Below are 23,571 nucleotides of genomic sequence, written 5' to 3'. Positions count from 1 at the left end.
CAAGGAGCTAGAAAAATGCTTTTTTTTTAGCTCTACAATTCTTCTTCTGCTTTGTCATATTTGCGTTCGTGCGCCGTATCTTCTTCGTTATCACGAATGGTTTTTTGAAGCACAAAAGCAGACATCGTTAAGTATAAAGTTCCAACGGCATAATAACCTTTTACCGGTAGTGATGCATCTAAGGTATAAATTCCTATAAACATAGCTAATAGTGCTGTAATAAAAGCTGTCCATGCTAAAAATGTAAAAGCTGCTGTATTACGCTTTTTCATCGTATGACCTCCTCTTTTCCTTTTTCTGTTAAGCGTCGCTTTCATTTTACATTGTAAAATAATTGTTGTCATGGGTATTTATAGTCAGTTACCCTTTTAATCAGAACAAGAAACGGAAGAATTTAGGTCTTACATCCTATTTTTATCATAAAGCTTTTTTCGAAATGATGAGATATATGGAATTTCTCTTTAAAAGTATGTTCATTCGTTTTCATTAAGGAAAGCTCCATTTAATTATTGCAATAAAAAAATCATCGCCGAGACGATGATTTTTTTGTTTAGCCTTCAAAGTATTCTTTATAAAAGCCGCCGACTTGGCCAGTGTTATCAACAACAAAATAAAATTCTTCTGTTTCGTTTTTTACATCATATGTTTTTCCTGCTGTTAAAACATTTTCAACCACGAATTTTTTTGCATCTGTATGTATGCATGTTACTTGTTTAATTGTTGGACGATCGTTCCATTCTAAATGAATCATGTATGTACACTCCTTTGTTTTCATTCAAGATTCATTTTATCTTACTTGAAGTAAAAAAGAAACGGAGCGAATTTAAAAATTAAAAAATTCGCTCATGCACTTTTTTTTTGGCAACTGTTGCTTGTACAAACTGTGCCGTTTGTGCAACAATTGTGTCTTTATCAAAATCCATCGACGCAACATGGTAAGAGTTTCGAAGCATGTGCTGTCTTTTTTCTGCTGATTGAATATGGTTTAAGATATAAGCTGAATTCTCAGGCGGTACTACGTTATCAACTGTTGATGTTAGGACTAAAGCAGGGCACGTTACATAAGATAAGCGTTCTTTTGTTTCGTCCATTAAAGAAAGCAGCTCACGCATAGAGCGCACTGGTACTTTGTCGTACGTAATTTCATGTACGTTTGGATCCTTAATATCAGGATGATCTTCTTTTAAATAACGAGGCGTATGACGAGAGCGGTAAGGCTCCATTGAAGGAATGGACGTCATAGCCGGATTGATGGCAATAACTCCGTCAAGATCTAATCCTTGGCTTGCTGTATGAAAGGTGAGAGTGCCCCCCATGGACTGACCCAAGATAAATACATGACGGCATTCTTGCTTCAAACGCTGATACCCATTTAAAAAGTCCTGCTTCCATTCCTCATACGTTGTTTGTTCAATATCATAGTAGTGAGTACCATGTCCTGTTAGTCGCAAACCGTACACAGTAAAACCTTTTTCAGCTAATTCTTTTCCGATATATTCCATACTTTGAGGAGTCCCCATAAATCCATGAGAAACAAGTATACCAATGTCGTTGCCTTTATAATAAAAAGATTCTGCGCCTTGAATTACGTCATAACGTTCCATTTTCTTCACCCTTTATCACAAATTTTCTGACTAAATGAACTATCTTTATAATACACCTATAATTCCTATAAGTCAACTGGGGTATTTATTTTTTTGCGATTCAAAAAAACGAAGCAAGAATTATCTCTTGCTTCGTTCTTTTTGAATATGTGGAAATACTAGCTCAGCAAACGTATATGCTTCTTCTAGATGCGGGTAGCCTGATAAAATAAACGTATCAATTCCTAGCTCTTTGTACTCTTTTAACCGATCCGCTACAATTTCAGGACTTCCAACAAGAGCAGTTCCAGCTCCTTCTCGTGCTAAGCCAATGCCCGCCCATAGATTCGGAGCAATCTCCAGTGCACCTCGATCTTTTGTGCCGCTGTGCAAACTTGACTGTGTTTTTTGAGCAGTGGAGTCAAATGAGGCAAACTTATCTTGAAACGCTTTGATCGTATCATCATTAACATGTTTAATTAATTTATCTGCAGATTCCCACGCTTCGTCTTCTGATTCTCTTACAATAACGTGCAGGCGAATACCGAAGCGAATGTCCCTGCCTTCGTTTGCAGCTTTTTCTTTCATCTCATCAATTTTTGTTTTAATCACTGCGGGCGGCTCTCCCCATAACAAATATACATCTGCATGCTTTGCTCCTACTTCTTTTCCTGCCGGAGAAGATCCGCCAAAGTACAGCGGAGGATACGGTTTTTGGATAGGAGGCGATGGAATGTACGCGCCTGTTACATCAACATGTTCTCCTTTATAGTCCACTTTTTTTCCTTCCATTACATCTCGCCAAATCGTTAAAAATTCATCTGTTAACTCATAGCGTTTATCATGGCTTAAATAGTTACCGTACGTCGCTTGCTCCACGGGATCTCCTCCCGTCACAATATTTAACATAAGTCGGCCGTTTGACATTTGATCGAATGTCGAAGCCATCCGTGCTGAAAGTGTTGGAGACATTACACCTGGGCGAAGTGCAATTAAAAACTTCAGTCGATTCGTAACGGAAGCAAGTGCTGATGCAATCACCCATGAATCTTCACAATTTGAACCAGTGGGCAACAAAGCGCCGTCATATCCTAGATAATCCAGTCCATGTGCGATTTGCTTTAAGTAGTGAATGTCGCTTGTTCTGCTTCCTTCGGTTGTGCCTAGATAACGTCCGTCGCCTGCTGTAGGGAAAAACCATAAGATGTTCATTTCTATTTCCTCCTAAATATTCTCGTATTCTATATAAAGCGTTTTCATATTGTTTGTTCAATTCTTGTCCGTTAATTACAGAGATGCATTTTTATATTAGCGTATGTAATACGACTCTTTTTATTTATTAAATTAGTAAAATCATAATACCTCTTTAACCTATATGTCAAGTATGAATTGGAATAAAAAAACAAGAATTAAAAGTAATTCTTGTTTGCTTTATTTCCTCATACGTGAAGCCATCGCGTTAGCAAGGGTTGATTTTGTTGAGATATTTTCAAACGATAAACCTAAATGAGAAGCGGTAATTGCGATTTCAGGACGTACCCCAGAGATAGTTGATTCTACACCTATTAATTTTAATGCATCAATCAGCTGGAAAATCTGATGAGCAACCATCGTATCGACAATAACTACTCCTGAAATATCAATATAAAGGTGATTCACTTGCTGTTCAGCGCAGCGAGTTAACGTATTTTCTAAAATGCGGCGCGCTCTTGCTGTGTCGATATCCCCAACAAGCGGAAGAATCGCAATATGATCGCTTAATGGAATAACTGGCGAGCTCAGCTCATTGATCAACTCTTTGTGTGCTTCAAGCAACCGCTTTGAATGCTGATGGTGCTCTTCTACAAATTTATAAACGGTGATATCAAACACGCGTACAATTAATTCGTTCCATTCGTCTAGTTCTTCTTGCGTAATATCTTGCTCGTACTCTTCTACAAATTGATTTAAATACGTTAAATACTGTTTTCTAACTCGGAAAAATTCTCGAATAATATAATGAATAGGCGTTCTTACATGCTCTCCGTCTTCCGCAATCTTTAAAATCCACGTTTCAAATGAATCAAAAAATTCTTTTTCACTTTTTATAAATACATCGGCTATGTATAAATGAAATTCATTATTTTGACCTTTTAATACTGAAATGACTTCTGGATGAGTAGATGCATAAACCGATTCTGGGTCATTGTCTTCAATGCTTTCATACCATTCTTCCGTCAGTTGATCTGCATGCTTTAAAAAAAACATTCGAAGTGCTTCATTTTTATTCAAAACGATTCCCCTTTCCATACCAGCTACTACTATCATTATAATTCAACTTTTTCACCCTTACTAGTTTTATAAAAAGAGAAGAAAGAAAATTATTTTTTAAAATACGTGCAGTTTATGATTTTATGCTACATTGAAAATAGCTATAAAAACACAAAGGAGTTTTCAAATGATACGAACGTTAGCTCTTACGAACGATGACAAACTTGTGAAACATATACAATTAGATCAGATTCACGATCCCTCTATTCAGTACTATTGGATTGACTTTAACTGCCCTTCGGAAGAAGAAGCGCTGCTGCTTCAATCATCCTTTCACTTTCATCCGTTAGCGATTGAAGATTGCTTTCATTTTCTGCAGCGCCCAAAACTCGATTATTATGAAGGATACAGTTTTTTTGTCCTTCACTCGTTAAATCGTCAAACGTTAGAAGCTGAAGAAGTTGACCTTTTTATCGGCGAAAATTATGTGGTTACTTTTCATTTTCACCCGTCAGCTGCAATTGATAAAGTATGGGAAAAGCTGCTTCATACACCTTCGATTCAAGAAAAAGGGATAAGCTATCTTGCGTATTCTGTGATGGATAAAGTGGTAGATGAATATTTCCCCACTGTATATCAGATTGAAGATGAGCTGAATGATATAGAAAACATAGATGCAAAAAAATCGATCTCTGTTTTAATGGAAGATGTATTCAAACTTCGAAGTGATTTGCTGAAAATCAGAAGAACCATTTTGCCTATGCGCGATTTATTGTACCGTATTATAAATTCTGAACGCCTAGATGTTCATCCTGAACAAAAAAGGTATTTTAAAGATGTCTATGACCACTTATTAAAATTAGCCGATATGATTGAATCAAATCGGGAAATGACGTCTGATATGCGCGATAATTATCTTTCTCTTAATTCAAACCGGATGAATTCAATCATGATGACACTGACTGTTATTTCATCTATCTTTATTCCCCTTACCTTTATCGTTGGCGTATACGGAATGAATTTTGAAAATATGCCTGAGCTAAAGTGGCACTATGGCTATTTCTTTGTGCTTGGCTTCATGGGACTGATAACGCTGGGGTTAATTCTATGGTTCAAGCGAAAAGGCTGGTTTAATACTGATAAAGAGCAGAAAGATTGAAACATAACGAAATCAATCAAATGTAAAGACGAACAAATTGGATAAGTGAGCTAGTGCTGTCAATTTCCGCGCAAGACTTCGCTTTCCGCCGGCGGTCGATGAGACTCCTCGTCGCTTACACTCCTGAGGAGTCTCACCTGTTCCGCTTTTCCCGCAGAAGTCTTCGCCTTGCCTCTAATTAACAGCTATTACATACGGTAAATCTACGTTCACCATCACAATGAAAAAATCCGAACGAGTTGAATTCTCCGTTAAGAATCTCGATTGATTGTTCGGATCTCCTTTCAACGAAAATACGTTTTCCCAGCTTCTTCTCTATGGAAAGATAATTAGTTATTTCCCGAAAATATCCATAAAATAACGTGCTTACGTTTCCTTTTTCTAAAAAGTTTCATAAGATAGTGAAAATAATGCTCAAAAAGCAGGCTGAAGTAGTGGATATTAAAGGCAAACACTTGCTAATGGATGCGTTCGAATGCGATGAAGTGATATTAAACGACCCCTCACTCTTAAGGAGAATTCTTGTTGAAGCTGCATTAGATGCAGAGATGGAAGTTTTGCATTGTTATTTTCACCAGTTTACGCCCCAAGGCATTACAGGGATTCTCGTATTAGCTACCTCTCACTTGTCTATTCATACGTGGCCAGAGGAAAACTACGCTTCATTAGATTTTTATACGTGCGGAGACAAAGAAATAATTGAAATCGGTTATGCGTTGCTGAAGCAATTAGCTTCAAAAAAAGCTGTTGTGTATTCGATTTCTCGGGGAATTCAACACATCGAAACTCCAACAAAAAATCGTCAGCATGCTGAAAGCACGCTTCTTCTCAATCGTGGAGATGACTCAGATCACGTTAGTCTACAGCAGATCTTATCAGGCCAGCACGACGTTTTGTTTCATCAAAAAAACTGTATTCAAGATATTCAGTTGATCAAAGCATCTGATATTCGAATGTATTTGGATGAACAGCTGCAATTTAGTTCATTATATGAATATGCGTACCATGAAGCTCTTGTACATCCTATCTTTGCAGCTTCCTTACGTCCTCACCGCATTCTTATTCTAGGCGGTGGAGATGGTTTAGCTTTACGAGAAGTCCTTAAATATAAAGAAGTTAAAGAAATAGACCTTGTGGAAATAGATGCTGACGTTGTAAATGCTGCGATGAATGTAGAAGAATTAAAGAAGTTAAATCAACGCTCATTTGAAGATTCTCGTGTCACCGTTCATATTCAAGATGCTATTGACTACCTCTCTTTGAATTCAGCGTGTTATGACATCATCATTATTGACTTCCCTGATCCTACTAACAAAAAAATAAGTGCTCTTTATACAAAAGAATTTTACGCACTTCTCCAACGTTCACTATCGCGCAGCTGCTTGGTCGTGTGTCAGTCAAATTCTCCTAGAGACACACCTATCGTTTTTTGGAGCATTAATAAGACGATGAAAGCTTCTCAGTTTTATACGTTGAGCTACCACACCATTATTCCTTCTTTTGGAGATTGGGGTTTTCACATCGGCTCGAAAACACCTTTGTCTGCCCCTATACTCTCTACTGATGTTTCATCTACTACGCTGCCACCAGACTTTACTAAGCTAATGCGTTTTTCTCCCCATTCTCTCTCTAAAAAACAGTTTGCAGTTGTGAACTCTGCTGAGCATTTGGTTCTGCATAAAATATTTAAAAAAGAAGGCTTATATTTGTAAAAAAGAAAGCTTGGCTTATACATTCCTTTTCTTTTGACATACTAAAACAGTCTCGTCACCACTGTGCAACAGAAAGGATTGTTATGAGAAAAATTTCGGTTTTTGTTATCTTAGTGCTAACTGTTATTTTACCTTCCCCCGCTTTTAGCCAAGTGAAAGTGCCCGTCCTGATTTACCATTCTATTGATGCCTACACAGGCCACGGGGAAAAAGAACTGTATGTGACGCCTGAAAATTTTGAGAAACAACTTCTTTATCTCAAAAAGCAAGGATATACGCCGCTAACATTTGAAAAATGGCAGGAACTAAAGCGTGTGAAAAAACCTATATTTATTACATTTGACGATGGATATAAAAATAATCTTACTATCTTGCCTATTTTTCAAAGAGCAGCCAGCCCTCAATTTCATCCAGCGGCTACAATTTTTGTGATTTCAGATTTTATCGGCCGTCCCAACCGTTTGTCGCCAGCCGATTTAAAAAAATTTGTTGATTCAGGATTTTTTTCCATTCAGTCTCATACCGCTACTCATCCGGATTTAACTAAGACGAAAAATGTATCCTATGAGCTAGCTGATTCAAAACGAAAAATTGAAGCCATCACGAGCCAGCGCGTTATTGCTCTTGCTTACCCTTATGGAAAGTTCAATAGCCGCGTGGTGGAAGAAACAAAAAAGAATTATACATTTGGTCTTTCAACGATTCCAAAATTTTTCACTGAGAGCGGACAAAAGAATGAAAACTATCTTATTCCTCGTCTGTACGTCACGTATTCTACAACGATTGAAGATTTTGCTAAGATGCTAAAAGGAAGCTAGGAGAGGCTAGGACAAAAGTATTTTAGTTAAAGGAAAATCCGAACGATGAATTGAGATTCTTGATAAAGAATCTAACTCGTTCGGATTTTTTTATTGATAGGGTGAACACAGGTTTTATGTATGTGACTGCTTTTAGCTGATGATTGGAGGGCAAGACGAAGACTCCTGCGGGAAAAGCGGAATAGGTGAGACCCCGCAGAAAGCGAAGTCTTGCACGGAAATCAACAGCGGTGTCTCAAGCGATTTAGCTCATTTCTCCTATTTGTTCGTCTTTAGATGAGATGAATTTAGTTATGTCTCAGCCTCTTTTAAAATTTTGTTATTTCCAGCCCTCGCTCTTGCTGCCATTCAGCATAAAAAACTTCGCTGTATTTTTTAATTTTTTTGATTGCAAGCTGTTTTTTTAACCATTTTTCATCTACGTTTGCTTCTTTCAAGTTACCAGGCACTACTTTTCCATCCATAATTAAAGCAATAGGTAAATTGGTTTGAGAATAAGGAATGTTTAAATCATTTTTCGTTGGAGGGCTGAATTCGTGTTTAGGAGCGACGCTCACCTCTCCATTTGTTTCTAAAATGACGTATTCTGCTTCGTACAGTGAAAAATACCCTTGCTGTCTCATTAGATGCTGAAGCTGATTCAAGTCCAAGTTGTTTTTCCTAAGCTCTTTATAAAGGATTTTCCCCTTATAAATAATCATTGAAGGCTTTCCTTCAAGAATTCCTCTAAATCCTGTAAAGGTTTGAGATAGCTTTGTCACTGCGTAGATCAGAAGCCCCCAAATCAAAATGCTATAAAGAATTTCAGTTAACTCTACTCCTTTTTCAAGAGCTGCATCCCCCACAATATTTCCCAGGACAAGCGTTGTAATAAAGTCAAACGGAGTGATTTGAGCAAACTGCGTCTTACCTAAAAGCTTCAGCATAATAAATAGCGCTAAAAATCCACATATCAGTTCAATCGCAATATCTTTATACATTGATACCCTTCCTCTATAGCAAGCATGTTATAGTATCAGTTTGTATCATATGTGAGAGTGATAAACCTGACTTTTGATTTTTCTTCGTTCTCCAGTTATAGCACTTTTGATTAAGCTTTTTTCTTACTTGCATATGTTTCTAACGTTGCATATTGATTAAAAATGGATGCGGCTGCTTTTTTCCCTACATACCTAAGGTGCCATGGTTCGTATTTATAGCCGGTAACCTGTTCTTCACCTTCAGGGTATCGAATAATGAATCCGTATTGATACGCATTTTTTGAAAGCCAATGAGCTTCTGATGTAGCAGCGAAGCAGTCTGCGGCAGCACACATTCCACTTCCTCCCGTGACATCGATTGCTAATCCCGTTTCGTGTTCACTTGTTCCAGGGTAGGCGCTATAGGTGCGTGCTTGTTCTTCTCCGTCTCGCTTTGCGTAAAATGCAAAAAGCTCTTTTTGACGCTCGTGAGATCGATAACCGGATACACCAAGTAAGCTGATTCCCTCTTTTTCAGCATCTCGGAAAAGTTCTTCAAGCGCTTGTGCCGCGGGCTTTCTAAGCATTCGTTTTTCTATTTTTTGGTTGAAGATAAACGGAATGTCGGCATAGACTAAATCGGAAGGCTGATAGGATTCAGGAAGCTGATGCTTTTTATTAACTAAAGCTGTAACCGATTCTGGATTGGCTATTACCACTGTTTCGTCTACATTAGGTTTCGCTAAAGATGGAGAAGCTGATGAGCTTTCTAGTTTTTGAGCCTGTCCATTTTTTGTGAATTCTCTGGCAGGCTTTGATGAAGAATTGCTTGTTCCGCACCCTGCTATCATCAGCGTAAAAGCTAAAGAACAAATAAATAAAAAGTATTTCATGATGTCTTACTCCTTTCTGTATAGGCTTTTGATGCGCTACAAAAGCCTATACAGAAAGGATAAAATATAAATGTTTCTGTCTGTTATTCAGTTGTTTCAAACTTGTAAACACTCTTAAAAAAATTCAAGGTGTGAAAAAATAGAAATAGACTGCCTAAGCAGTCTATTCCAAAAAGATAATATACGTATGAACTTGATTTTGCGTAAAGCTCGATGCAACTAGTTTATTTCCTGATTGACTCCAAGCAAGCTGATCAGCAGCATAGTCTAAATTTAGGTTTAAGTGTGTAACATCTCCTGTTAATCCATCTGCTATGAATATCCCTTTATCTCCCTTTTTTTCAGAAATAAAGTTATAAGCTAATTTCGAACCGTCGGGAGACCAGCTTACACCAAAAATTTGAGTAGACAGAGCAAGCTGAAAGGCCTCTGATCCTTTTAAATCTGTGATAGACAGCGTTCTCGTTTGGGCATCTTTTTGCTGAACGAGCGCTAATTGTTTTCCGTTTGGAGACGGGATAATAGAAACCACATTATCTCGGATTTTTTCAGGGTCCGTCTGTTCGTTATGAAGAAAAAACAGCTTGTTGTTTACACCAATATAATAAATGCCACCTATTCCTTTAACTGCATCTAAGATTCGATCGTCTCTGTGCAACAGAGGTTCTGCTTCTCCTTTTACATTTGCTTTAGAAAGCTTTCCTTCCATTGTAATAAACATTACTTCTGAATTATTAAGCCACTCTCCGCTTGATGGATAGAGCAGAACATTCTTTATTTTAACTGTTTTTTTTGTTTGAAGGTTCATCATATAACCAAATGTATCTTCGCCTTTTGCTACTTTATAAAAAAGATATTCACCGTTCGGAGAAAGCTTCGCCGCATGTTGAATTTCATTGCTTGGATGCAACACAAAAGTAGACTTGTTTTTTAGATTATAAGTAGCTAAATTCTGTGCATATACTTCTTTGGGACCGAAATCGTGCGAACGAAATTGTTTATTTTCTTTACTAACAATCATTGTGTTTTCGTTTAAAAATTGAAACGCCCTTACGCCGTTAATATCCTGAACGTCTTTCACTTCTATTTTTCCATCTTTATCTACTTGGTCCAATACAGTAATTTTCTTGTCGGGTTTTTCAATGGTTTCTCTATGGCTTTCTTCTTGTCCGCACGATGTTAAAATAAGAAAAGTGCTTGCTATACATATCATTAATCTATACCGTTTCAATAACGGTTCACTCCTTTTAGCTAACTCATTTCTCTGTTTTCAAAGGAAACGACACTTTGAAAATCGTCCATTTAGAATCAGAATGATGCAGCTTGATAACGCCTTTTTGCTTTTCAGTTAAGTCTTTGGCTAATGCTAAGCCAAGGCCTGTACCTCCGGATAAACGCGACCGATCTTTATTTACGGTGAAAAATGGTTGAAATAATTTCTCTTCTGCTTCGGGTGGAATCCCTATTCCGGTGTTAGCTACATCCACAATAATAGAATTCTCTAAAGTGTAAGACGTTACTTCCACTTTTCCGCCTGGTTCATTATATTTAATAGCATTGTCAATTAAATTGATAAAAATGTGTATTAAGCTTTCACGATCAGCCCAAACAACTGCTTCTTTTATATTTGTATGAAGAGTCAAATCAAATTTAGCTGCTTTTCCTTTCATACGATCGCATATGTCTTCTATAAGCCGCTTCAATTCAACTTTCTCTGGCCGCTGCTCGAAATCATATTTCTCAAGCGCTGAAAGTTTTAAGATTTTATCTACCATTTCATGAAGGCGATTCGTTTCTTTACGAATATTTTGCACGCCGTCTTCCATAAGCTGAGGATCATCTCGATACATATCAAGTAAGTCAACATAAGCTTTGATCGATGTTAAAGGCGTCTTAAATTCGTGGCTGATGTTACCGATAAACTGCTTTTGCTGCTGTTCAAGAGACTGCAGTCTCGAAATAGCGAACTCAAGCTTTCTTTTTTCTTCATTCATTTGATCGATATTTTTTTCAATCGACGTACTCATAAAAAACAAGCCTTGACTGAGCTCTCCGAGTTCATCGCGCCGTTTGAACGGCAGGTCGGTTAAATAACGACCTTTTCGAATCTGCTGTGAAGTTTTTTGAAGGCTAGCAATAAGCGAAGCAATACGGTAAAAATAAGCGTAGCCAATTAAAAAAGCTGCTGCTGCTGCAATCGTTCCCCAAGTACGAAATAGGTGCCTAATGTCAGCTATAAACTGCTGATTATTTTTTAGGGAATGGTCAAAACGAATGGCGCCGATAAATTGATTATCGATTGACACAGGTGCAAAGTAAATAAGGGAAGAACCCGAGATTTGATAAGCTATTTTTCCTTTCAAAGCATAGCTAAGCGTGTCAGAAACATCCACATCTTTTTGGCCGATGGGAATAGAGCTTCCTGCTTCCTGTCCTTTTTGATTATATAGGACTGTTTGCATTCCGCTTTGTGATGCAATCGAAGAGGCAAGACGCTGTCCTTTTTGCTGAAGAAAAGAATCTGTATTCAAAGACGTGTCACCGGTTACATAACTTTGACGAATCGTCTGCTCGGCTGCTTTGCTTTTTTGAATAAGTTCACTTTCTAGCTGATCACGCTGATTTGTCTCAATTCCTTTTAACACAAGTACGCTCAGTACGGTTACTGTTAAAATAATTAAAAAAGCAAGAACGAGCCCCATCTTAGCTTTTAGGCTGATTTTCATTCATTGATCCCTGCTGTCGCTTTATATCCAACCCCATATACCGTTTGAAGCAAATAAGGCTCTGCTTCTCCTACTTTTTTTCGAAGGCGCTGCATGTGAATGTCTACCGTACGTGTACCGCCTGCATAATCCATCCCCCAGACAAGATCTAGTAAATCTTCTCGTGTGTATACTCTCTCTAAATTGGCAAGTAATAAAGCAATAAGGTCAAATTCCTTTGGTGTAAGCTTAACTAACTCATTGGCAACATGTAACGTGCGCTGAATTAAGTTTACTCTCACTTTTCCCACCGTGATTTCTCCCACAGCTTCAGGAGCTTCATTTTTTTCTATTCGTCGAACAAGTGCTTTAGCTCTAGCTACAAGTTCTCTTACATCAAACGGCTTGGTCATGTAATCATCAGCGCCTAACTCTAAACCTAGAACTTTATCGACGATATCATTTTTAACCGTTAATAAGATAATCCCCATTCCTCTTCGATTCTCAAGTTTTCGGCATACTTCGTAGCCGGTTAATTTCGGCATCATCACATCTAATATCATCACGTCAGGTTGAAAGCTTTTTACTTTTCCAAGTGCTTCTTCACCGTCAGATGCTGTGTCTACAATATATCCTTCGCGCTTGAAAGCATAAGATACCGCTGTAGCAATACTTTTTTCATCATCAACTACTAAAATCCTTTTATTCAATGTATCACGTACTTTCATTTGATATTTCTCTTCGTCTATCTTATCAAACAGCTTTAGCAAAAACATCTCCAAGTTGTTTCGAAATTGTAAACAAAAATAAATAGATTGAGACATAACAAAATCAATTCAATCTAAAGACGAACAAACGGGGTCAATGAGCTTGACTGCTCGCTACACCGCTGTTGATTTCCGTGCAAGGCTTCGCTTTCCGCGGGCGGCCGCTGAGCCTCCTCGTCGCTTGCGCTCCTGCGGGGTCTCACCTGTTCCGCTTTTCCCGCAGGAGTCTGCGCCTTGTACTCCAATCAACCGCTAGAGTAAACTAAATAGATGAAATCTACGTTTACCATGACTATAAAAAAATTCGAATAAAGTTGATTTTCCTTGAGAAATCTCGATTCATCGATCCAATTTTCTTTCAGCTAAAATCATGTTGTCTTAGCTTTTTATTAGCGTTATTATTCATTTGTAAAAGGCAGGATTTTATGAGTATTCAAATATTGATGAAGTAGATCTATACGCTGCTCGCTGCCAATAAAACCAATGTATCCATCCGGTCTAATAACGTATAGAGCATCTTTTTGAAGCCCTGCTTTCTTTAAGTAAGGGTTCCAAGAAAACTCGTGCAAGGAGAAGTCTTTTTCTTGCATGCTCTTTTTTAGCTTCTCTGTTGCTGTTCCATAGACATGTATTTGCCAGTTTATAGACTGTAAATATTCAAAATTCCCTTCTACATAAGGTAACCGATCACCACTTTGCACATTTGTTCCTTTCCCGCTGCTTAGGTCACTACTTCGATACTCAATGCGGATTTGAGATAAAATCGTAAATGCTTTGTGACGAGGATAAGGGAAACGAAATAAAAAGGATAGTACAGGCGGAAAGATATGTTTTCTAAAAAATTGACTCGTTTTATCTCGTGCCACCATTCGCTTAAAAGCGCGATCAGTTGTATTTACAAGCAGCTCTGCAAAAGGCAACCTTTCTTCTTCGTATGTATCTAATATGGAAAGTGCCGCTTTGCGTTGAAGGACAGCTGCTAATTTCCATGAAAGGTTGATTGCATCTCCAATTCCTGTGTTCATTCCTTGTCCGCCTGCAGGACTATGAATATGGGCCGCATCTCCACTTAGAAAAATACGTCCCTGTCGGAAACGACTTGCTACTCTGTGATGGATATGATATGTCGAGAACCAATTTATACCCTCAACCTGGGCACCAAATGTTCGTTGAATAAAAGCGTGAATGTTTTCAGCTTTTACATCGTTTTGATCCTCAAAAGCTGAAGGAATAATGCCGATCATTCGATACGTTCCTTTACTTCTAACAGGCATACAAATCAAAAATTCTTCATTGCTAAATGAAATACTGATTTTTTGATCCTTCATCACTTCACCAGAGCCGTGAACATCCATCACATAAAAATGCTGTTTATATTTTTCTCCTTTAAATTCTATCTTCAGTTGTTTACGAACTGTACTGTGTGCTCCGTCACATCCACAAATATATTTAAAATAAGCGGTTTCCTCTTGCTGGGCTTTTAATAAAGTTTTTACCCCTTCTCCGTGTTCAGCTAGAGATAGTAATTCCGTCTTCCATTCTACTTCAATCCCGAGATTTTTTAATTTTCCAAGCAGAAACTGCTCATGGTCGTCCTGTGGAAATGTAAGAATAAAAGGAAAAGGACTTAATCCTTCTCCTAAAGATCCTAGATGAACTTTTGCTTTTATTTTATTCTTTACTCGGACGTATACATCTTCCATCTTAATCCCGCGGTCTATGACTTCATCTGCAAAACCGAACTGCTGATAAAATTCAAGGGTTCGCGGTAAAATAGCCATTGCCCGGGAGGCTTGCCCAGGCCCGTCGCTTTTATCAATAATTCGAAAAGGAATGTTATGTCTGGCTAAATTGTAGGCCATAACGAGGCCAGTAGGGCCGGCGCCAACGATTAAGATTTGTGGATTCATCATCATCTCTCCTTTTCATTCAGTCACAGTATTTTTTATATTGAGCGAGACTCCTCTCTTTTCACAGAAGATGCAGGTAAAGCAGAAGCAAACAGAGCACACAAACTTATTAAAGAGATAAGAGTTAGAGCAGATACAGAAGAATTCCATGTCAGATGTTTTCCAAAGAAAAATAATTCTCTTACGCCATCTACCATAAATTTCATTGGCAGCCATGGATAAATCCACTCTCTATAAAAATCAGGCATAATTTCTGGGGCCATTGAAAGCAAAGGTGCGCCAAAAAATAGAATAATAACGAAAATTGGAAGTCCCTTTAGTCCTAGCCATGAAAGTACGGCTGATATCAAGGTGAAAAAGCTGAAGTAAGCAATAGCTAAGAATAGTGCCGTATCCAAAAATGAAGGAACGCTTATTCCAACTACTTTAGCAAGCCACACAAGCCCGAAACCAGCAGCTAAAGCAAGTATAGCCCCGATGACTATGAACCCTACTTGGTTAACGAGTTTCTCTTTACGAGAAGAAAACGTGATTTTTTGGATGCTGAGGAAGACAATTGCGGCACCGGCTATACTCGCCATCCACAGCGGCTGAAATAATGAAACGGGGGCATTTCCGTTGACACTATGAGTCCCTGTTTCGTTTACGTTTATCACTGTCTTTTGAATTGGTGCAGCGAGTGCTAATGCTTGGTTTGCACTTAGTTGCGTTCCGTTTTGTTCAAATCTTTTCACTAGCTGCAAGCGCATATTTTCACTCATCTTATCGACTGCCCCGTTTAGCACCTGACTTGCTAGTGTTGAAGCAGCTGTATTCATTCCTTGATTCACTAATAATCTAATAGCAGGTACATCAGGCTTAGCCGTCTGAAGAGTCGCCTGTTTTTTGGTGAAATCTTTTGGAATGATAAGCGCCCCATAGTATTTTTGATTATTTAAGCCTTTTTCAACTTCTTTAGTATTTGAGACAAAAATCCATTTAACTAAAGATTGTTCAGTACTTGCCCGTTTCATATTTTGTTCCATTTGATTTCCTATATTTACATTACCCTTTGCTGGAACTGTCATTCCTTCGTCAGCATTTACGAATGCAATTGGTAAATTCTTAGGTGCTGAGCTTGCTGAAGGAATTAAGGTTAGAATAAAGATAAAAATAACAGCTACTACTATAATTGGTGAAAAATATATAAGCTTTTGATTACCTAATTTCATATAGATCTCCCCTTTATGTTTTAAGGATATACACGTTAACGAAAAGATAATGTACATGGTGTTGATTAGTGATCACTATGTAAATTATAATGAATTTATCTGTATTCTCAATATGCAATAATAGCGGGAATGTCGATTACTTAACACAAAGCATATAACTGTTCATTATTAAAGAAAAAAGTAGGTGTTTAAAAGCTGTGGGGAATTCAAAAACAGATCGCAGAATTATTCGAACGAAAAGATTTATCCGAGATGCTTTGACAGAATTAATGGAGGAGAAAGGGTTTGAAGGCGTCACGGTCAGGGATTTGACGAAAAAAGCGGATATTAATCGCGGAACTTTTTATTTACACTACCAAGACAAATACGATTTGCTTGAAAAAAGCGAAAATGAAGTCATTCAAGAGATAAAAGAATTTATCAAAAAAGCAAATCCAAATGAGATTGTGTCTGCTAATTTGAAAGAACAGCCTTTACCGTTTATTATTGCACTTTTTGAATATATTCAAGAAAATGCGCGTTTTATGCAGGTTATGCTTGGTCCAAAAGGAAATCCTGGATTTCATCTTAAAATTAAAGAGGTGATGAAAACCAATATGCTGGAAAAATTAGAGCTTATGGATAATAAAACGTCTCCGCTTGTTCCACTTGAACATTTAATGGCTTATGTAACGTCAGCGCACCTTGGAATCATTCAGCACTGGCTAGAACAAGGCATGAAGCAGTCACCGCGAGAAATGGCTCTGACACTCGCTAGCATGACTTTTTTGGGTCCTGCTTATGTTGCAGGCATTAAGCGAACATAAAAAGAACCTGCTATTCTCTAAGAGAATAGCAGGTTCTTTTTATTAACCTTCTAGTAATAAAGATTCTGGATCTTCTAATAGTTCTTTAACAGTAGCTAGGAAGCTTACGGCTTCTTTGCCGTCAACGATACGGTGATCGTAAGAAAGTGCAATGTACATCATCGGACGATTTTCGATACGCTCTTCATCAATTGCTACCGGACGAAGCTGAACTTTATGCATTCCTAAAATCCCAACTTGAGGCCCGTTTAAAATTGGTGTAGACATCAATGAACCGAATACGCCGCCGTTTGTAATTGTGAACGTTCCACCTTGTAAATCTTTTAATGCTAATTTGTTGTCGCGCGCTTTTTTCGCTAAATCAACGATAGATCCTTCGATACCAGCGAATGTTTTGCGGTCAGCATCACGTACAACTGGAACAACAAGACCGTCTGGAGCTGACACAGCAATACCGATATCATAGAATTTTTTTATTAATAACTCGTTTCCTTGAATTTCAGCATTTAACAATGGATACTTTTTAAGTGCTGCTACTACTGCTTTTGTAAAGAATGACATAAAGCCAAGTCTTACGTCGTGCTGTTCAAAGAATTTGTCTTTGCGTCGTTTGCGAAGAGCCATAACAGCCGTCATATCTACTTCGTTAAACGTTGTTAGCATAGCCGCTGTTTGCTGAACTTCAACAAGACGTTTGGCAATTGTTTGACGACGACGTGACATACGTTCGCGTTCAACAGGTTTGTCGCTATTTTCACTTGCCGCTGGAGACGGAGATACCGGGTTAGCTGGCTTACTTGCTTGTGCCTGCTGCTTTTGCTCATTTGATTTTTGGTCTGCATACGAATCAATATCATGTTTGCGCACACGGCCAAGAGGATCAGTGGTTGGCACTTGATCTAGCTTAATCCCGCGTTCTCTTGCTGCTTTGCGAGCTGCAGGAGAAGCAATTAGCCATTGTTTTTGATTTCCTTGCTGAGGCGCTTCAGCTGCTGGCGCTACTTCTTCAACAGTTTTTTGCTGAGCTGGAGCCGCTTCTTGCTTTGGTGCTTCCTCTGCCGGTTTTTCTTCAGCTTTTGGTGCTGCTGGTGCTGAAGCTCCTTCTTTCGCTTCAAGACGTGCAATTGTTTCACCAACTTGCACTGTGTCGCCTTCGCCAGCAAGAAGTTCCGTTAGTACACCAGAGTCTTCAGCTGTAATTTCAACGTTAACTTTATCTGTTTCAAGTTCAACGATATAATCGCCTTTTTCAACGAAATCTCCTACTTGTTTTAGCCACTGTGCAACTGTTCCTTCAGAAATTGATTCTGCTAATTCCGGTACTTTAATCTCTCCCATGGTTCATTCCCCTTCCTTATCGTGTAACAACGTCGTTAGCAATTTCATTTTTAGTTAATGCATCTTGTAAAATACGTTCTTGTTCTTGTCTGTGAACTGTTGGATCTCCTTCAGCTGGACTTGAGCGTCTTGTGCGGCCGATGTAGTCAACTGTAGCGCATTCTGGTGCTACTTCACGCAGTCGATCTTCTACATAGTTCCATGCGCCCATGTTTTCCGGCTCTTCTTGTAACCAGACAATTTCTTTTAAATTTTTATAGCGAGCAAAGATTTCAGCAATTACGCGTCTTGGGAACGGATAAATTTGTTCTAGACGAAGGACGTGTAGCCAATCTTTATCATCTTCTGCTTTGTTCAAGCGTTCCGTTAATTCACTGCTGATTTTTCCGCTGCACAGAACGATTCGTTCAACTGCATCTTCTTTTTTGCCTAGTCCAGGCTGTTCTACTACTAAGCGGAAAGAGCCTTTTGTAAACTCTTCAAGGTTTGACACACTAAAAGCATTGCGAAGCAAACTTTTTGGTGTCATAACTACTAGCGGTCTTACTTCTTCGCGCTGTAAAATGGCAGCTTGTCGTCGAAGTAAGTGAAAATATTGTGCAGCGCTTGTTACGTTTGCAATTGTCCAGTTGTTTTCTCCAGCTAGCTGTAAATAACGTTCTAGACGAGCGCTTGAGTGTTCTGGCCCTTGACCTTCATGGCCGTGTGGTAGCAATAAGACCATTCCAGATTTTTGTCCCCACTTAGCGCGGCCTGCTGCAATAAACTGGTCAATAATAACTTGACCTGCATTGGCAAAGTCACCGAACTGTGCTTCCCAAAGAACAAGCGTTTCAGGAGCAAATACATTATAGCCGTATTCAAATCCAAGAACGGATCCTTCAGATAATGGACTGTTACGAATATCAAAGGAAGCGCTTACGTTCTTCATTGCGTGTAGTGGTGAGTAAACATCCCCTGTCTTATGATCATGAAGAACAAGATGTCTATGTGCAAACGTACCACGCTCAGAGTCCTGGCCTGTAATACGAATTGGCGTGCCGTCTCTTAAAATCGTAGCAAATGCAAATGCTTCACCCAATGACCAATCTACGCTTTCATTTTCTTCAAACGCTTTGGCACGTTTAGATAAGATGCGATCAAGTTTTGGAAATACGTTAAATCCTTCAGGATATTTCACTAGCTCTTGATTCACTTCAAACAGCTCTTCTTTTGTAACAGATGTATCAATGTCTGAAATTCCTTTGAAGACTGCTTGTGGCATTTCCATAATTCTATGTTGCTTTTCAGCTTTTGGCGGTACTTTCTCATAAGCTGCTTTTAACTTTGCTTGTAACTCTTCATTAATTTGATCTGCTTGGCCGCTTTGAATCACCTTTTGTTCTTCAAGCTGCTTTGCATACATAGCACGAACGGTTGGACGTTTTGTCACAATTTCATACATCTTCGGCTGCGTTACAGACGGTTCATCCATTTCATTGTGGCCAAATCGACGGTATCCAATTAAATCAATCAAGAAATCTTTGTTAAAGCGTCTGCGATACTCATAAGCAAAATAAGCAGCAGCTAAACAGGCTTCCGGATCATCCGCATTTACGTGAACAATTGGAATTTCAAACCCTTTGGCTAAATCACTTGCATATTTCGTTGAACGAGAATCGACGCTTTCTGTTGTAAATCCAATCATGTTGTTAGCAATAATGTGGATTGTTCCACCTGTTTGATAACCAGTCAATTGATTTAAGTTCAGTGTTTCTTGTACAATACCTTCACCAGGGAACGCAGCATCTCCGTGAATTAAAATCGCGAACGATTTTTTTACATCTTGTTTTGGGTATCCATTCACATCACGCTCATCTTGAGCCGCTCTTGTAAACCCTTCCACAACAGGATTAACAAACTCCAAGTGACTAGGGTTGCTAGCCAATGTCAAACGAGCTCGAACTGTGTTCTCTGCTTTAATTTGTTTGTCGGCACCCAGGTGATATTTTACGTCCCCCGTCCAGCCGTAGTTGATACCGATTGAACCTTCTGAAGGAACTAATTCCTTGTTAGGTGCATGCTGGAATTCTGCAAAAATCATTTCATACGGCTTGCCTAATACGTGTGCCAATACATTTAAGCGTCCACGATGAGCCATACCGATATTAACCGTTTTTGGGCTTGTTTCCACTGAGCGTGCAATCAGTTCATCTACAAGTGGAATTAACATATCTACGCCTTCAATAGAAAAGCGTTTTTGTCCGACAAATGTACGGTGTAAAAATTGTTCAAAGCCTTCTACTTCTGTTAAACGCTTTAATACAGAAGTTCTTTTCTCATTTGAAAGAGGTTGGAAAATAGCACCTGACTCGACCATATCAGTCAGCCACTTATTCTCTTCCATGTTATGTACGTGATGGAATTCAAACGCAATGGTTTTTGTGTAGACATCTGTTAAATAGTTAATTGCGTCTAAACCATTTTTGACGTGTGATGGCGCATTCGTACATAAAATATCAACCGGAATTGATTTTAAATCTTCTTGCGTTAAATTGTAATCTTCCAAGTGAAGCAAGACAGGATCTTTCTTCTCGCTTTCAAGAGGCTTAATTGATGCGTATAGATGACCATAAGCACGGATGTTTTCCGCTAGCTTAATAGCCGATGCAATTTTAGATGTGTTAGCTGAAGGTGCAGCCTGTGCGTATTCAGCTTGCTGAACCTGCTCACTTTCGTTTAATGGAGGAGCACCCCAATAATCAAATAATTCTTTTAACTCTGGATCTACTAGATCTGACTGCTCTTCATATAACTCATACTGTTCTAATACATAGCCATAGTTCGGACCCAAAAATCCTTGCCAAGGCTCCCCTCTATTCGACGTTTCGTTACCCATGATAAAACCCCCAACGAGTTATAATAATTGTCGTACTCAACAATCTTTCCATTTTGAATGTCGATTACCTTATCGTCTGACATCTTTACAACGAGTGATAAATCTCACTGCGTGTGTATCTGATATCTGCTTATATTTTACCACTCTTTTACTCGTCAATCAAAATGAAATCGCTATATTTCTTTAATTTTTTTTACTTTTTTAATAGTCTTACTACTTTTTGAAAGCGTTTTATAAGTAAAGCTGATTAAAGGTCGAATCAAGTGTTAATTAATTGTTATTGACCTAGCTTTTGACAAAATTAAATTGCTTGAAATATATTTTATGACTATTAAAAAAAGAAGCAGCGTTTTGCTTCTTTTTTAAAACTCATCTATGATTTTTTCAACGTCTTCAAAATAACCATCATCTACTTCTGTAAGCTTGCTGCTTTTCGCCGCTTCGAGTAAATGAGTGAACCAAGTTAGTTCTACTTTCAAATGCATAATCGTGCGCATAATGATCGACAGATTTGCAATGGAATGATCCACCTTTTTAACTTGGTACAAATTTTGCATTTTTTCTAAATAAGCAGCCGTTTCCTCAATCTTTTTTTCTAAAGCAGAAGCCACTTGTCCTTGATCGACGTAAGAAGTAAATGAAAGCGCAGCATAAACTGGTCTATGCATATGCTCTTTTTTTAACAGCTGTTCAAAATAAAGGCGCTCAAATTCTTCTTTTCCTGCATCCGTGATAGAATAAACGGTCTTTTCAGGTCTGTTCGTCTCTCGAATCACATCGACTACTTTTACCAACTGATCTTTTTCGAGCGTATCAAAAGCGTAATATAAAGAACCGCTTGCAAGTTTAATATAGTGCTTCATTTGTCTTTCATTAATGGTTTGCTGAATTTCATAAGGGTGCTTATTTCCTTCCATTAATAAGCCCAGTATGACTAATTTAACACTCATAACACCTTTCACCTCTTGACATGCATCTTATTTAGTAAAAAAAGCACGAACATCTTCGCGCTTTTTCTATTTTTGAGCTGCAGGTTCCTTAGCTTCTACCCGCTTTTTAGGGGGAACTTCCACTCGTTCATTTCCCATTAAAAAGACAGTAATGATAGCTACTGCAATTGGAATAAGAGCAAGCATAAATGCATACGTGATCGATGTAGACATAGCATCAACAATCTTATCTAATATTTGAGGTGGAATGCTGTTTCGGGCACTTGATTGAAAAACTGCACTCGGATCTCCTATTTGAGAAAATGCTCCTTGTGATCCATTTCCCATACCTTGAAAATTGCGCTGCAGCTCATTTGTAAATGTATTGCTTTGAATCGTTCCAAAAATCGTAACTCCCAGCGTCATTCCTAAAGAACGCGCAAATGAGTTCGTTGAGTTGGCAGAACCTCTAAACTGTGGATCCAGCTTATGCGTTGACGAAGTTGGTAAAAGAGAAAAGCTAAATCCTACGCCAAACCCAGTCAAAATCATAAATACCGTCAGCATCCAACGAGGTGTATCAGGTTCCATTGTTCCTAATAAAAACATTCCTACTGCAAATGAAAAAACGGACATAATCATTAAGTTTCGAAAACTTGTTTTTGTTAGAAAAATCCCGCCGATAGCACTTCCTGCTACCGAGCCTAACATCATCGGAGTTAAAATTAAACCTGCATTTGTAGCAGAACCTCCATAGACAGCTTGAACAAAAATAGGAATAAATACCGTTAAAATAATAAACGTTGCTCCGTATAAGAAAGCGAGAATTTGTGATGTTGCAAATAAACGGCGTTTGAACATCCAAAACGAAATAATTGGTTCTTGCGCGCGTTTTTCCACAAAAAAGAAGAGTGATAGCGCCACAGCAAAGATAGCAAAAAGAGATAAAATTTGCGGAGAAGACCACTCGTACTCTTTTCCTCCAAGTTCAAGAGCAAACATTAAACTGACTACTGAAATTACAAGAGTGGCTGCACCAGCCCAGTCAATTTTTTGGTTTTTATGACTTGTTGATTCTTTATAAAAGCGCACAATAAAAAATAACGATAAAAGTCCAATCGGCACGTTCACATAAAACACCCAGTGCCAGCTGATGTATTCCGTAATGTATGCACCAAGAAGCGGACCAAAAACGCTTGCTGAGCCAAAAACGGCACCTAATAATCCCGTCATTTTCCCGCGTTTCTCGGGAGGGAAAATATCAAATACAATGGTAAAAGCAATCGGAAGAAGCGCTCCTCCTCCAATTCCTTGAATCGCCCGGTAAATACTTAGCTGCACAATGCTTTGCGCTAGGCCACACAATGCAGAGCCAAGTAAAAATACCGTCAATCCAAAAATAAAAAACCGTTTACGGCCGTACATATCGGATAGTTTACCAAATATCGGCATACCCGCCATCACGGCAACCATATAGGCAGACGTCACCCAAACAAACTTATCTAACCCGCCTAGATCAGAAATGATTTTCCCCATAGCCGTCGCTACGATGGTATTATCCATGGCTGACATAAAAATACCGAGCAGCAATCCTGCTACGATAAAACGAATATTTTTTTCTGATGAAACCATTTCAGTTCCTCCTTTCGCGTC

Annotated in this window: 22 protein-coding genes; 5 read left to right on the top strand and 17 right to left on the bottom strand. The window is 38.5% G+C overall.

Annotation, left to right across the window (positions count from 1 at the left end; translation table 11 throughout):
• Positions 1-32 precede the first annotated feature (32 nt).
• The 5 genes from AC2YJL_RS09545 to AC2YJL_RS09525 all read right to left on the bottom strand — a co-directional run bounded on the left by AC2YJL_RS09545 (position 33) and on the right by AC2YJL_RS09525 (position 3,890).
• Positions 33-272: a YiaA/YiaB family inner membrane protein gene (locus AC2YJL_RS09545; protein WP_013057577.1), complete on the bottom strand. Its 240-nt coding sequence runs from the start codon at positions 270-272 to the stop codon at positions 33-35.
• 278 nt (positions 273-550) lie between these two features.
• Complete coding sequence (locus AC2YJL_RS09540; RefSeq protein WP_369361010.1) at positions 551-751, bottom strand: DUF6501 family protein; 201 nt, start codon at positions 749-751, stop codon at positions 551-553.
• A 79-nt stretch (positions 752-830) separates the two neighbouring features.
• Entirely contained in the window at positions 831-1,604 is a 774-nt protein-coding gene (locus AC2YJL_RS09535) for an alpha/beta hydrolase (protein WP_116513967.1), read from the bottom strand.
• Positions 1,605-1,724: 120 nt separating this feature from the next.
• Entirely contained in the window at positions 1,725-2,795 is a 1,071-nt protein-coding gene (ssuD, locus tag AC2YJL_RS09530; RefSeq protein WP_230932938.1) for an FMNH2-dependent alkanesulfonate monooxygenase, read from the bottom strand.
• A 219-nt stretch (positions 2,796-3,014) separates the two neighbouring features.
• Entirely contained in the window at positions 3,015-3,890 is an 876-nt protein-coding gene (locus AC2YJL_RS09525) for an STAS domain-containing protein (RefSeq protein WP_372586380.1), read from the bottom strand.
• A gap of 130 nt (positions 3,891-4,020) precedes the next feature.
• Here AC2YJL_RS09525 and corA point away from each other — a divergent pair, with 130 nt between their 5' ends.
• The 4 genes from corA (at position 4,021) to AC2YJL_RS09505 (ending at position 7,802) form a co-directional block, all read left to right on the top strand.
• Positions 4,021-4,992 carry a magnesium/cobalt transporter CorA gene (gene corA / locus AC2YJL_RS09520; protein ID WP_195696674.1) on the top strand — a complete coding sequence of 324 codons (972 nt, stop codon included), beginning with the start codon at positions 4,021-4,023 and terminating at the stop codon, positions 4,990-4,992.
• A gap of 410 nt (positions 4,993-5,402) precedes the next feature.
• Positions 5,403-6,704, top strand: a complete 1,302-nt coding sequence (locus tag AC2YJL_RS09515) for a polyamine aminopropyltransferase (protein ID WP_369361012.1) — start codon at positions 5,403-5,405, stop codon at positions 6,702-6,704.
• An 83-nt stretch (positions 6,705-6,787) separates the two neighbouring features.
• A complete protein-coding gene (locus AC2YJL_RS09510) occupies positions 6,788-7,522 on the top strand; it encodes a polysaccharide deacetylase family protein (protein ID WP_230932940.1) in 735 nt (244 codons plus the stop codon).
• A 139-nt stretch (positions 7,523-7,661) separates the two neighbouring features.
• Positions 7,662-7,802, top strand: a complete 141-nt coding sequence (locus AC2YJL_RS09505) for a hypothetical protein (RefSeq protein WP_230932941.1) — start codon at positions 7,662-7,664, stop codon at positions 7,800-7,802.
• A 28-nt stretch (positions 7,803-7,830) separates the two neighbouring features.
• On the opposite strand, the gene AC2YJL_RS09500 is transcribed toward AC2YJL_RS09505, so the two are convergent.
• The 8 genes from AC2YJL_RS09500 to AC2YJL_RS09465 all read right to left on the bottom strand — a co-directional run bounded on the left by AC2YJL_RS09500 (position 7,831) and on the right by AC2YJL_RS09465 (position 15,967).
• Positions 7,831-8,502 (bottom strand): DUF421 domain-containing protein, encoded by a 672-nt coding sequence (locus AC2YJL_RS09500; RefSeq protein ID WP_230932942.1) that lies wholly within the window; start codon positions 8,500-8,502, stop codon positions 7,831-7,833.
• A gap of 110 nt (positions 8,503-8,612) precedes the next feature.
• A complete protein-coding gene (locus tag AC2YJL_RS09495; protein WP_369361015.1) occupies positions 8,613-9,374 on the bottom strand; it encodes a M15 family metallopeptidase in 762 nt (253 codons plus the stop codon).
• Between the two features lie 163 nt (positions 9,375-9,537).
• On the bottom strand, positions 9,538-10,605 hold the full coding sequence (locus AC2YJL_RS09490) for a TolB family protein (RefSeq protein ID WP_230932944.1): 1,068 nt from the start codon (positions 10,603-10,605) through the stop codon (positions 9,538-9,540).
• Between the two features lie 25 nt (positions 10,606-10,630).
• Positions 10,631-12,100 (bottom strand): sensor histidine kinase, encoded by a 1,470-nt coding sequence (locus AC2YJL_RS09485; protein WP_369361018.1) that lies wholly within the window; start codon positions 12,098-12,100, stop codon positions 10,631-10,633.
• Entirely contained in the window at positions 12,097-12,789 is a 693-nt protein-coding gene (locus AC2YJL_RS09480) for a response regulator transcription factor (protein WP_195697032.1), read from the bottom strand. The genes AC2YJL_RS09485 and AC2YJL_RS09480 overlap by 4 nt, the downstream gene beginning before the upstream one ends.
• Before the next feature lie 171 nt (positions 12,790-12,960).
• On the bottom strand, positions 12,961-13,095 hold the full coding sequence (locus AC2YJL_RS09475; RefSeq protein WP_369361417.1) for a hypothetical protein: 135 nt from the start codon (positions 13,093-13,095) through the stop codon (positions 12,961-12,963).
• Positions 13,096-13,244: 149 nt separating this feature from the next.
• Entirely contained in the window at positions 13,245-14,756 is a 1,512-nt protein-coding gene (locus AC2YJL_RS09470) for an FAD-dependent monooxygenase (protein WP_407818897.1), read from the bottom strand.
• 35 nt (positions 14,757-14,791) lie between these two features.
• Positions 14,792-15,967, bottom strand: coding sequence for a YhgE/Pip domain-containing protein (locus AC2YJL_RS09465; protein ID WP_407818896.1), 1,176 nt, complete (start codon positions 15,965-15,967; stop codon positions 14,792-14,794).
• Between the two features lie 197 nt (positions 15,968-16,164).
• Between AC2YJL_RS09465 and AC2YJL_RS09460 the strand changes: the two genes are divergently transcribed.
• Positions 16,165-16,773 carry a TetR/AcrR family transcriptional regulator gene (locus AC2YJL_RS09460; RefSeq protein ID WP_195696666.1) on the top strand — a complete coding sequence of 203 codons (609 nt, stop codon included), beginning with the start codon at positions 16,165-16,167 and terminating at the stop codon, positions 16,771-16,773.
• Between the two features lie 42 nt (positions 16,774-16,815).
• Here AC2YJL_RS09460 and odhB read toward each other — a convergent pair whose 3' ends face one another.
• The 4 genes from odhB to AC2YJL_RS09440 form a co-directional block, all read right to left on the bottom strand.
• Positions 16,816-18,111, bottom strand: coding sequence for a 2-oxoglutarate dehydrogenase complex dihydrolipoyllysine-residue succinyltransferase (gene odhB, locus AC2YJL_RS09455; protein ID WP_014459542.1), 1,296 nt, complete (start codon positions 18,109-18,111; stop codon positions 16,816-16,818).
• Positions 18,112-18,127: 16 nt separating this feature from the next.
• A complete protein-coding gene (gene sucA, locus AC2YJL_RS09450; protein ID WP_369361023.1) occupies positions 18,128-20,989 on the bottom strand; it encodes a 2-oxoglutarate dehydrogenase E1 component in 2,862 nt (953 codons plus the stop codon).
• Positions 20,990-21,351: 362 nt separating this feature from the next.
• A complete protein-coding gene (locus tag AC2YJL_RS09445; protein ID WP_195696664.1) occupies positions 21,352-21,939 on the bottom strand; it encodes a PadR family transcriptional regulator in 588 nt (195 codons plus the stop codon).
• Between the two features lie 66 nt (positions 21,940-22,005).
• A complete protein-coding gene (locus tag AC2YJL_RS09440; RefSeq protein WP_050689766.1) occupies positions 22,006-23,550 on the bottom strand; it encodes an MDR family MFS transporter in 1,545 nt (514 codons plus the stop codon).
• Positions 23,551-23,571 lie beyond the last annotated feature (21 nt).

The organism is Priestia sp. SRI_019, assembly GCF_057586255.1.
Note: the sequence above shows the minus strand (reverse complement) of the source record. Positions and strands in the feature narration are given on the sequence as shown.

Excerpts from the sequence above, each read along its gene's own strand:
- AC2YJL_RS09545 (WP_013057577.1), bottom strand. The coding sequence starts at position 272 with ATGAAAAAGCGTAATACAGCAGCTTTTACATTTTTAGCATGGACAGCT.
- AC2YJL_RS09540 (WP_369361010.1), bottom strand. The coding sequence starts at position 751 with ATGATTCATTTAGAATGGAACGATCGTCCAACAATTAAACAAGTAACA.
- AC2YJL_RS09535 (WP_116513967.1), bottom strand. The coding sequence starts at position 1,604 with ATGGAACGTTATGACGTAATTCAAGGCGCAGAATCTTTTTATTATAAA.
- ssuD (WP_230932938.1), bottom strand. The coding sequence starts at position 2,795 with ATGAACATCTTATGGTTTTTCCCTACAGCAGGCGACGGACGTTATCTA.
- AC2YJL_RS09525 (WP_372586380.1), bottom strand. The coding sequence starts at position 3,890 with ATGATAGTAGTAGCTGGTATGGAAAGGGGAATCGTTTTGAATAAAAAT.
- corA (WP_195696674.1), top strand. The coding sequence starts at position 4,021 with ATGATACGAACGTTAGCTCTTACGAACGATGACAAACTTGTGAAACAT.
- AC2YJL_RS09515 (WP_369361012.1), top strand. The coding sequence starts at position 5,403 with ATGCTCAAAAAGCAGGCTGAAGTAGTGGATATTAAAGGCAAACACTTG.
- AC2YJL_RS09510 (WP_230932940.1), top strand. The coding sequence starts at position 6,788 with ATGAGAAAAATTTCGGTTTTTGTTATCTTAGTGCTAACTGTTATTTTA.
- AC2YJL_RS09505 (WP_230932941.1), top strand. The coding sequence starts at position 7,662 with ATGATTGGAGGGCAAGACGAAGACTCCTGCGGGAAAAGCGGAATAGGT.
- AC2YJL_RS09500 (WP_230932942.1), bottom strand. The coding sequence starts at position 8,502 with ATGTATAAAGATATTGCGATTGAACTGATATGTGGATTTTTAGCGCTA.
- AC2YJL_RS09495 (WP_369361015.1), bottom strand. The coding sequence starts at position 9,374 with ATGAAATACTTTTTATTTATTTGTTCTTTAGCTTTTACGCTGATGATA.
- AC2YJL_RS09485 (WP_369361018.1), bottom strand. The coding sequence starts at position 12,100 with ATGAAAATCAGCCTAAAAGCTAAGATGGGGCTCGTTCTTGCTTTTTTA.
- AC2YJL_RS09470 (WP_407818897.1), bottom strand. The coding sequence starts at position 14,756 with ATGAATCCACAAATCTTAATCGTTGGCGCCGGCCCTACTGGCCTCGTT.
- AC2YJL_RS09465 (WP_407818896.1), bottom strand. The coding sequence starts at position 15,967 with ATGAAATTAGGTAATCAAAAGCTTATATATTTTTCACCAATTATAGTA.
- odhB (WP_014459542.1), bottom strand. The coding sequence starts at position 18,111 with ATGGGAGAGATTAAAGTACCGGAATTAGCAGAATCAATTTCTGAAGGA.
- sucA (WP_369361023.1), bottom strand. The coding sequence starts at position 20,989 with ATGGGTAACGAAACGTCGAATAGAGGGGAGCCTTGGCAAGGATTTTTG.
- AC2YJL_RS09445 (WP_195696664.1), bottom strand. The coding sequence starts at position 21,939 with ATGAGTGTTAAATTAGTCATACTGGGCTTATTAATGGAAGGAAATAAG.
- AC2YJL_RS09440 (WP_050689766.1), bottom strand. The coding sequence starts at position 23,550 with ATGGTTTCATCAGAAAAAAATATTCGTTTTATCGTAGCAGGATTGCTG.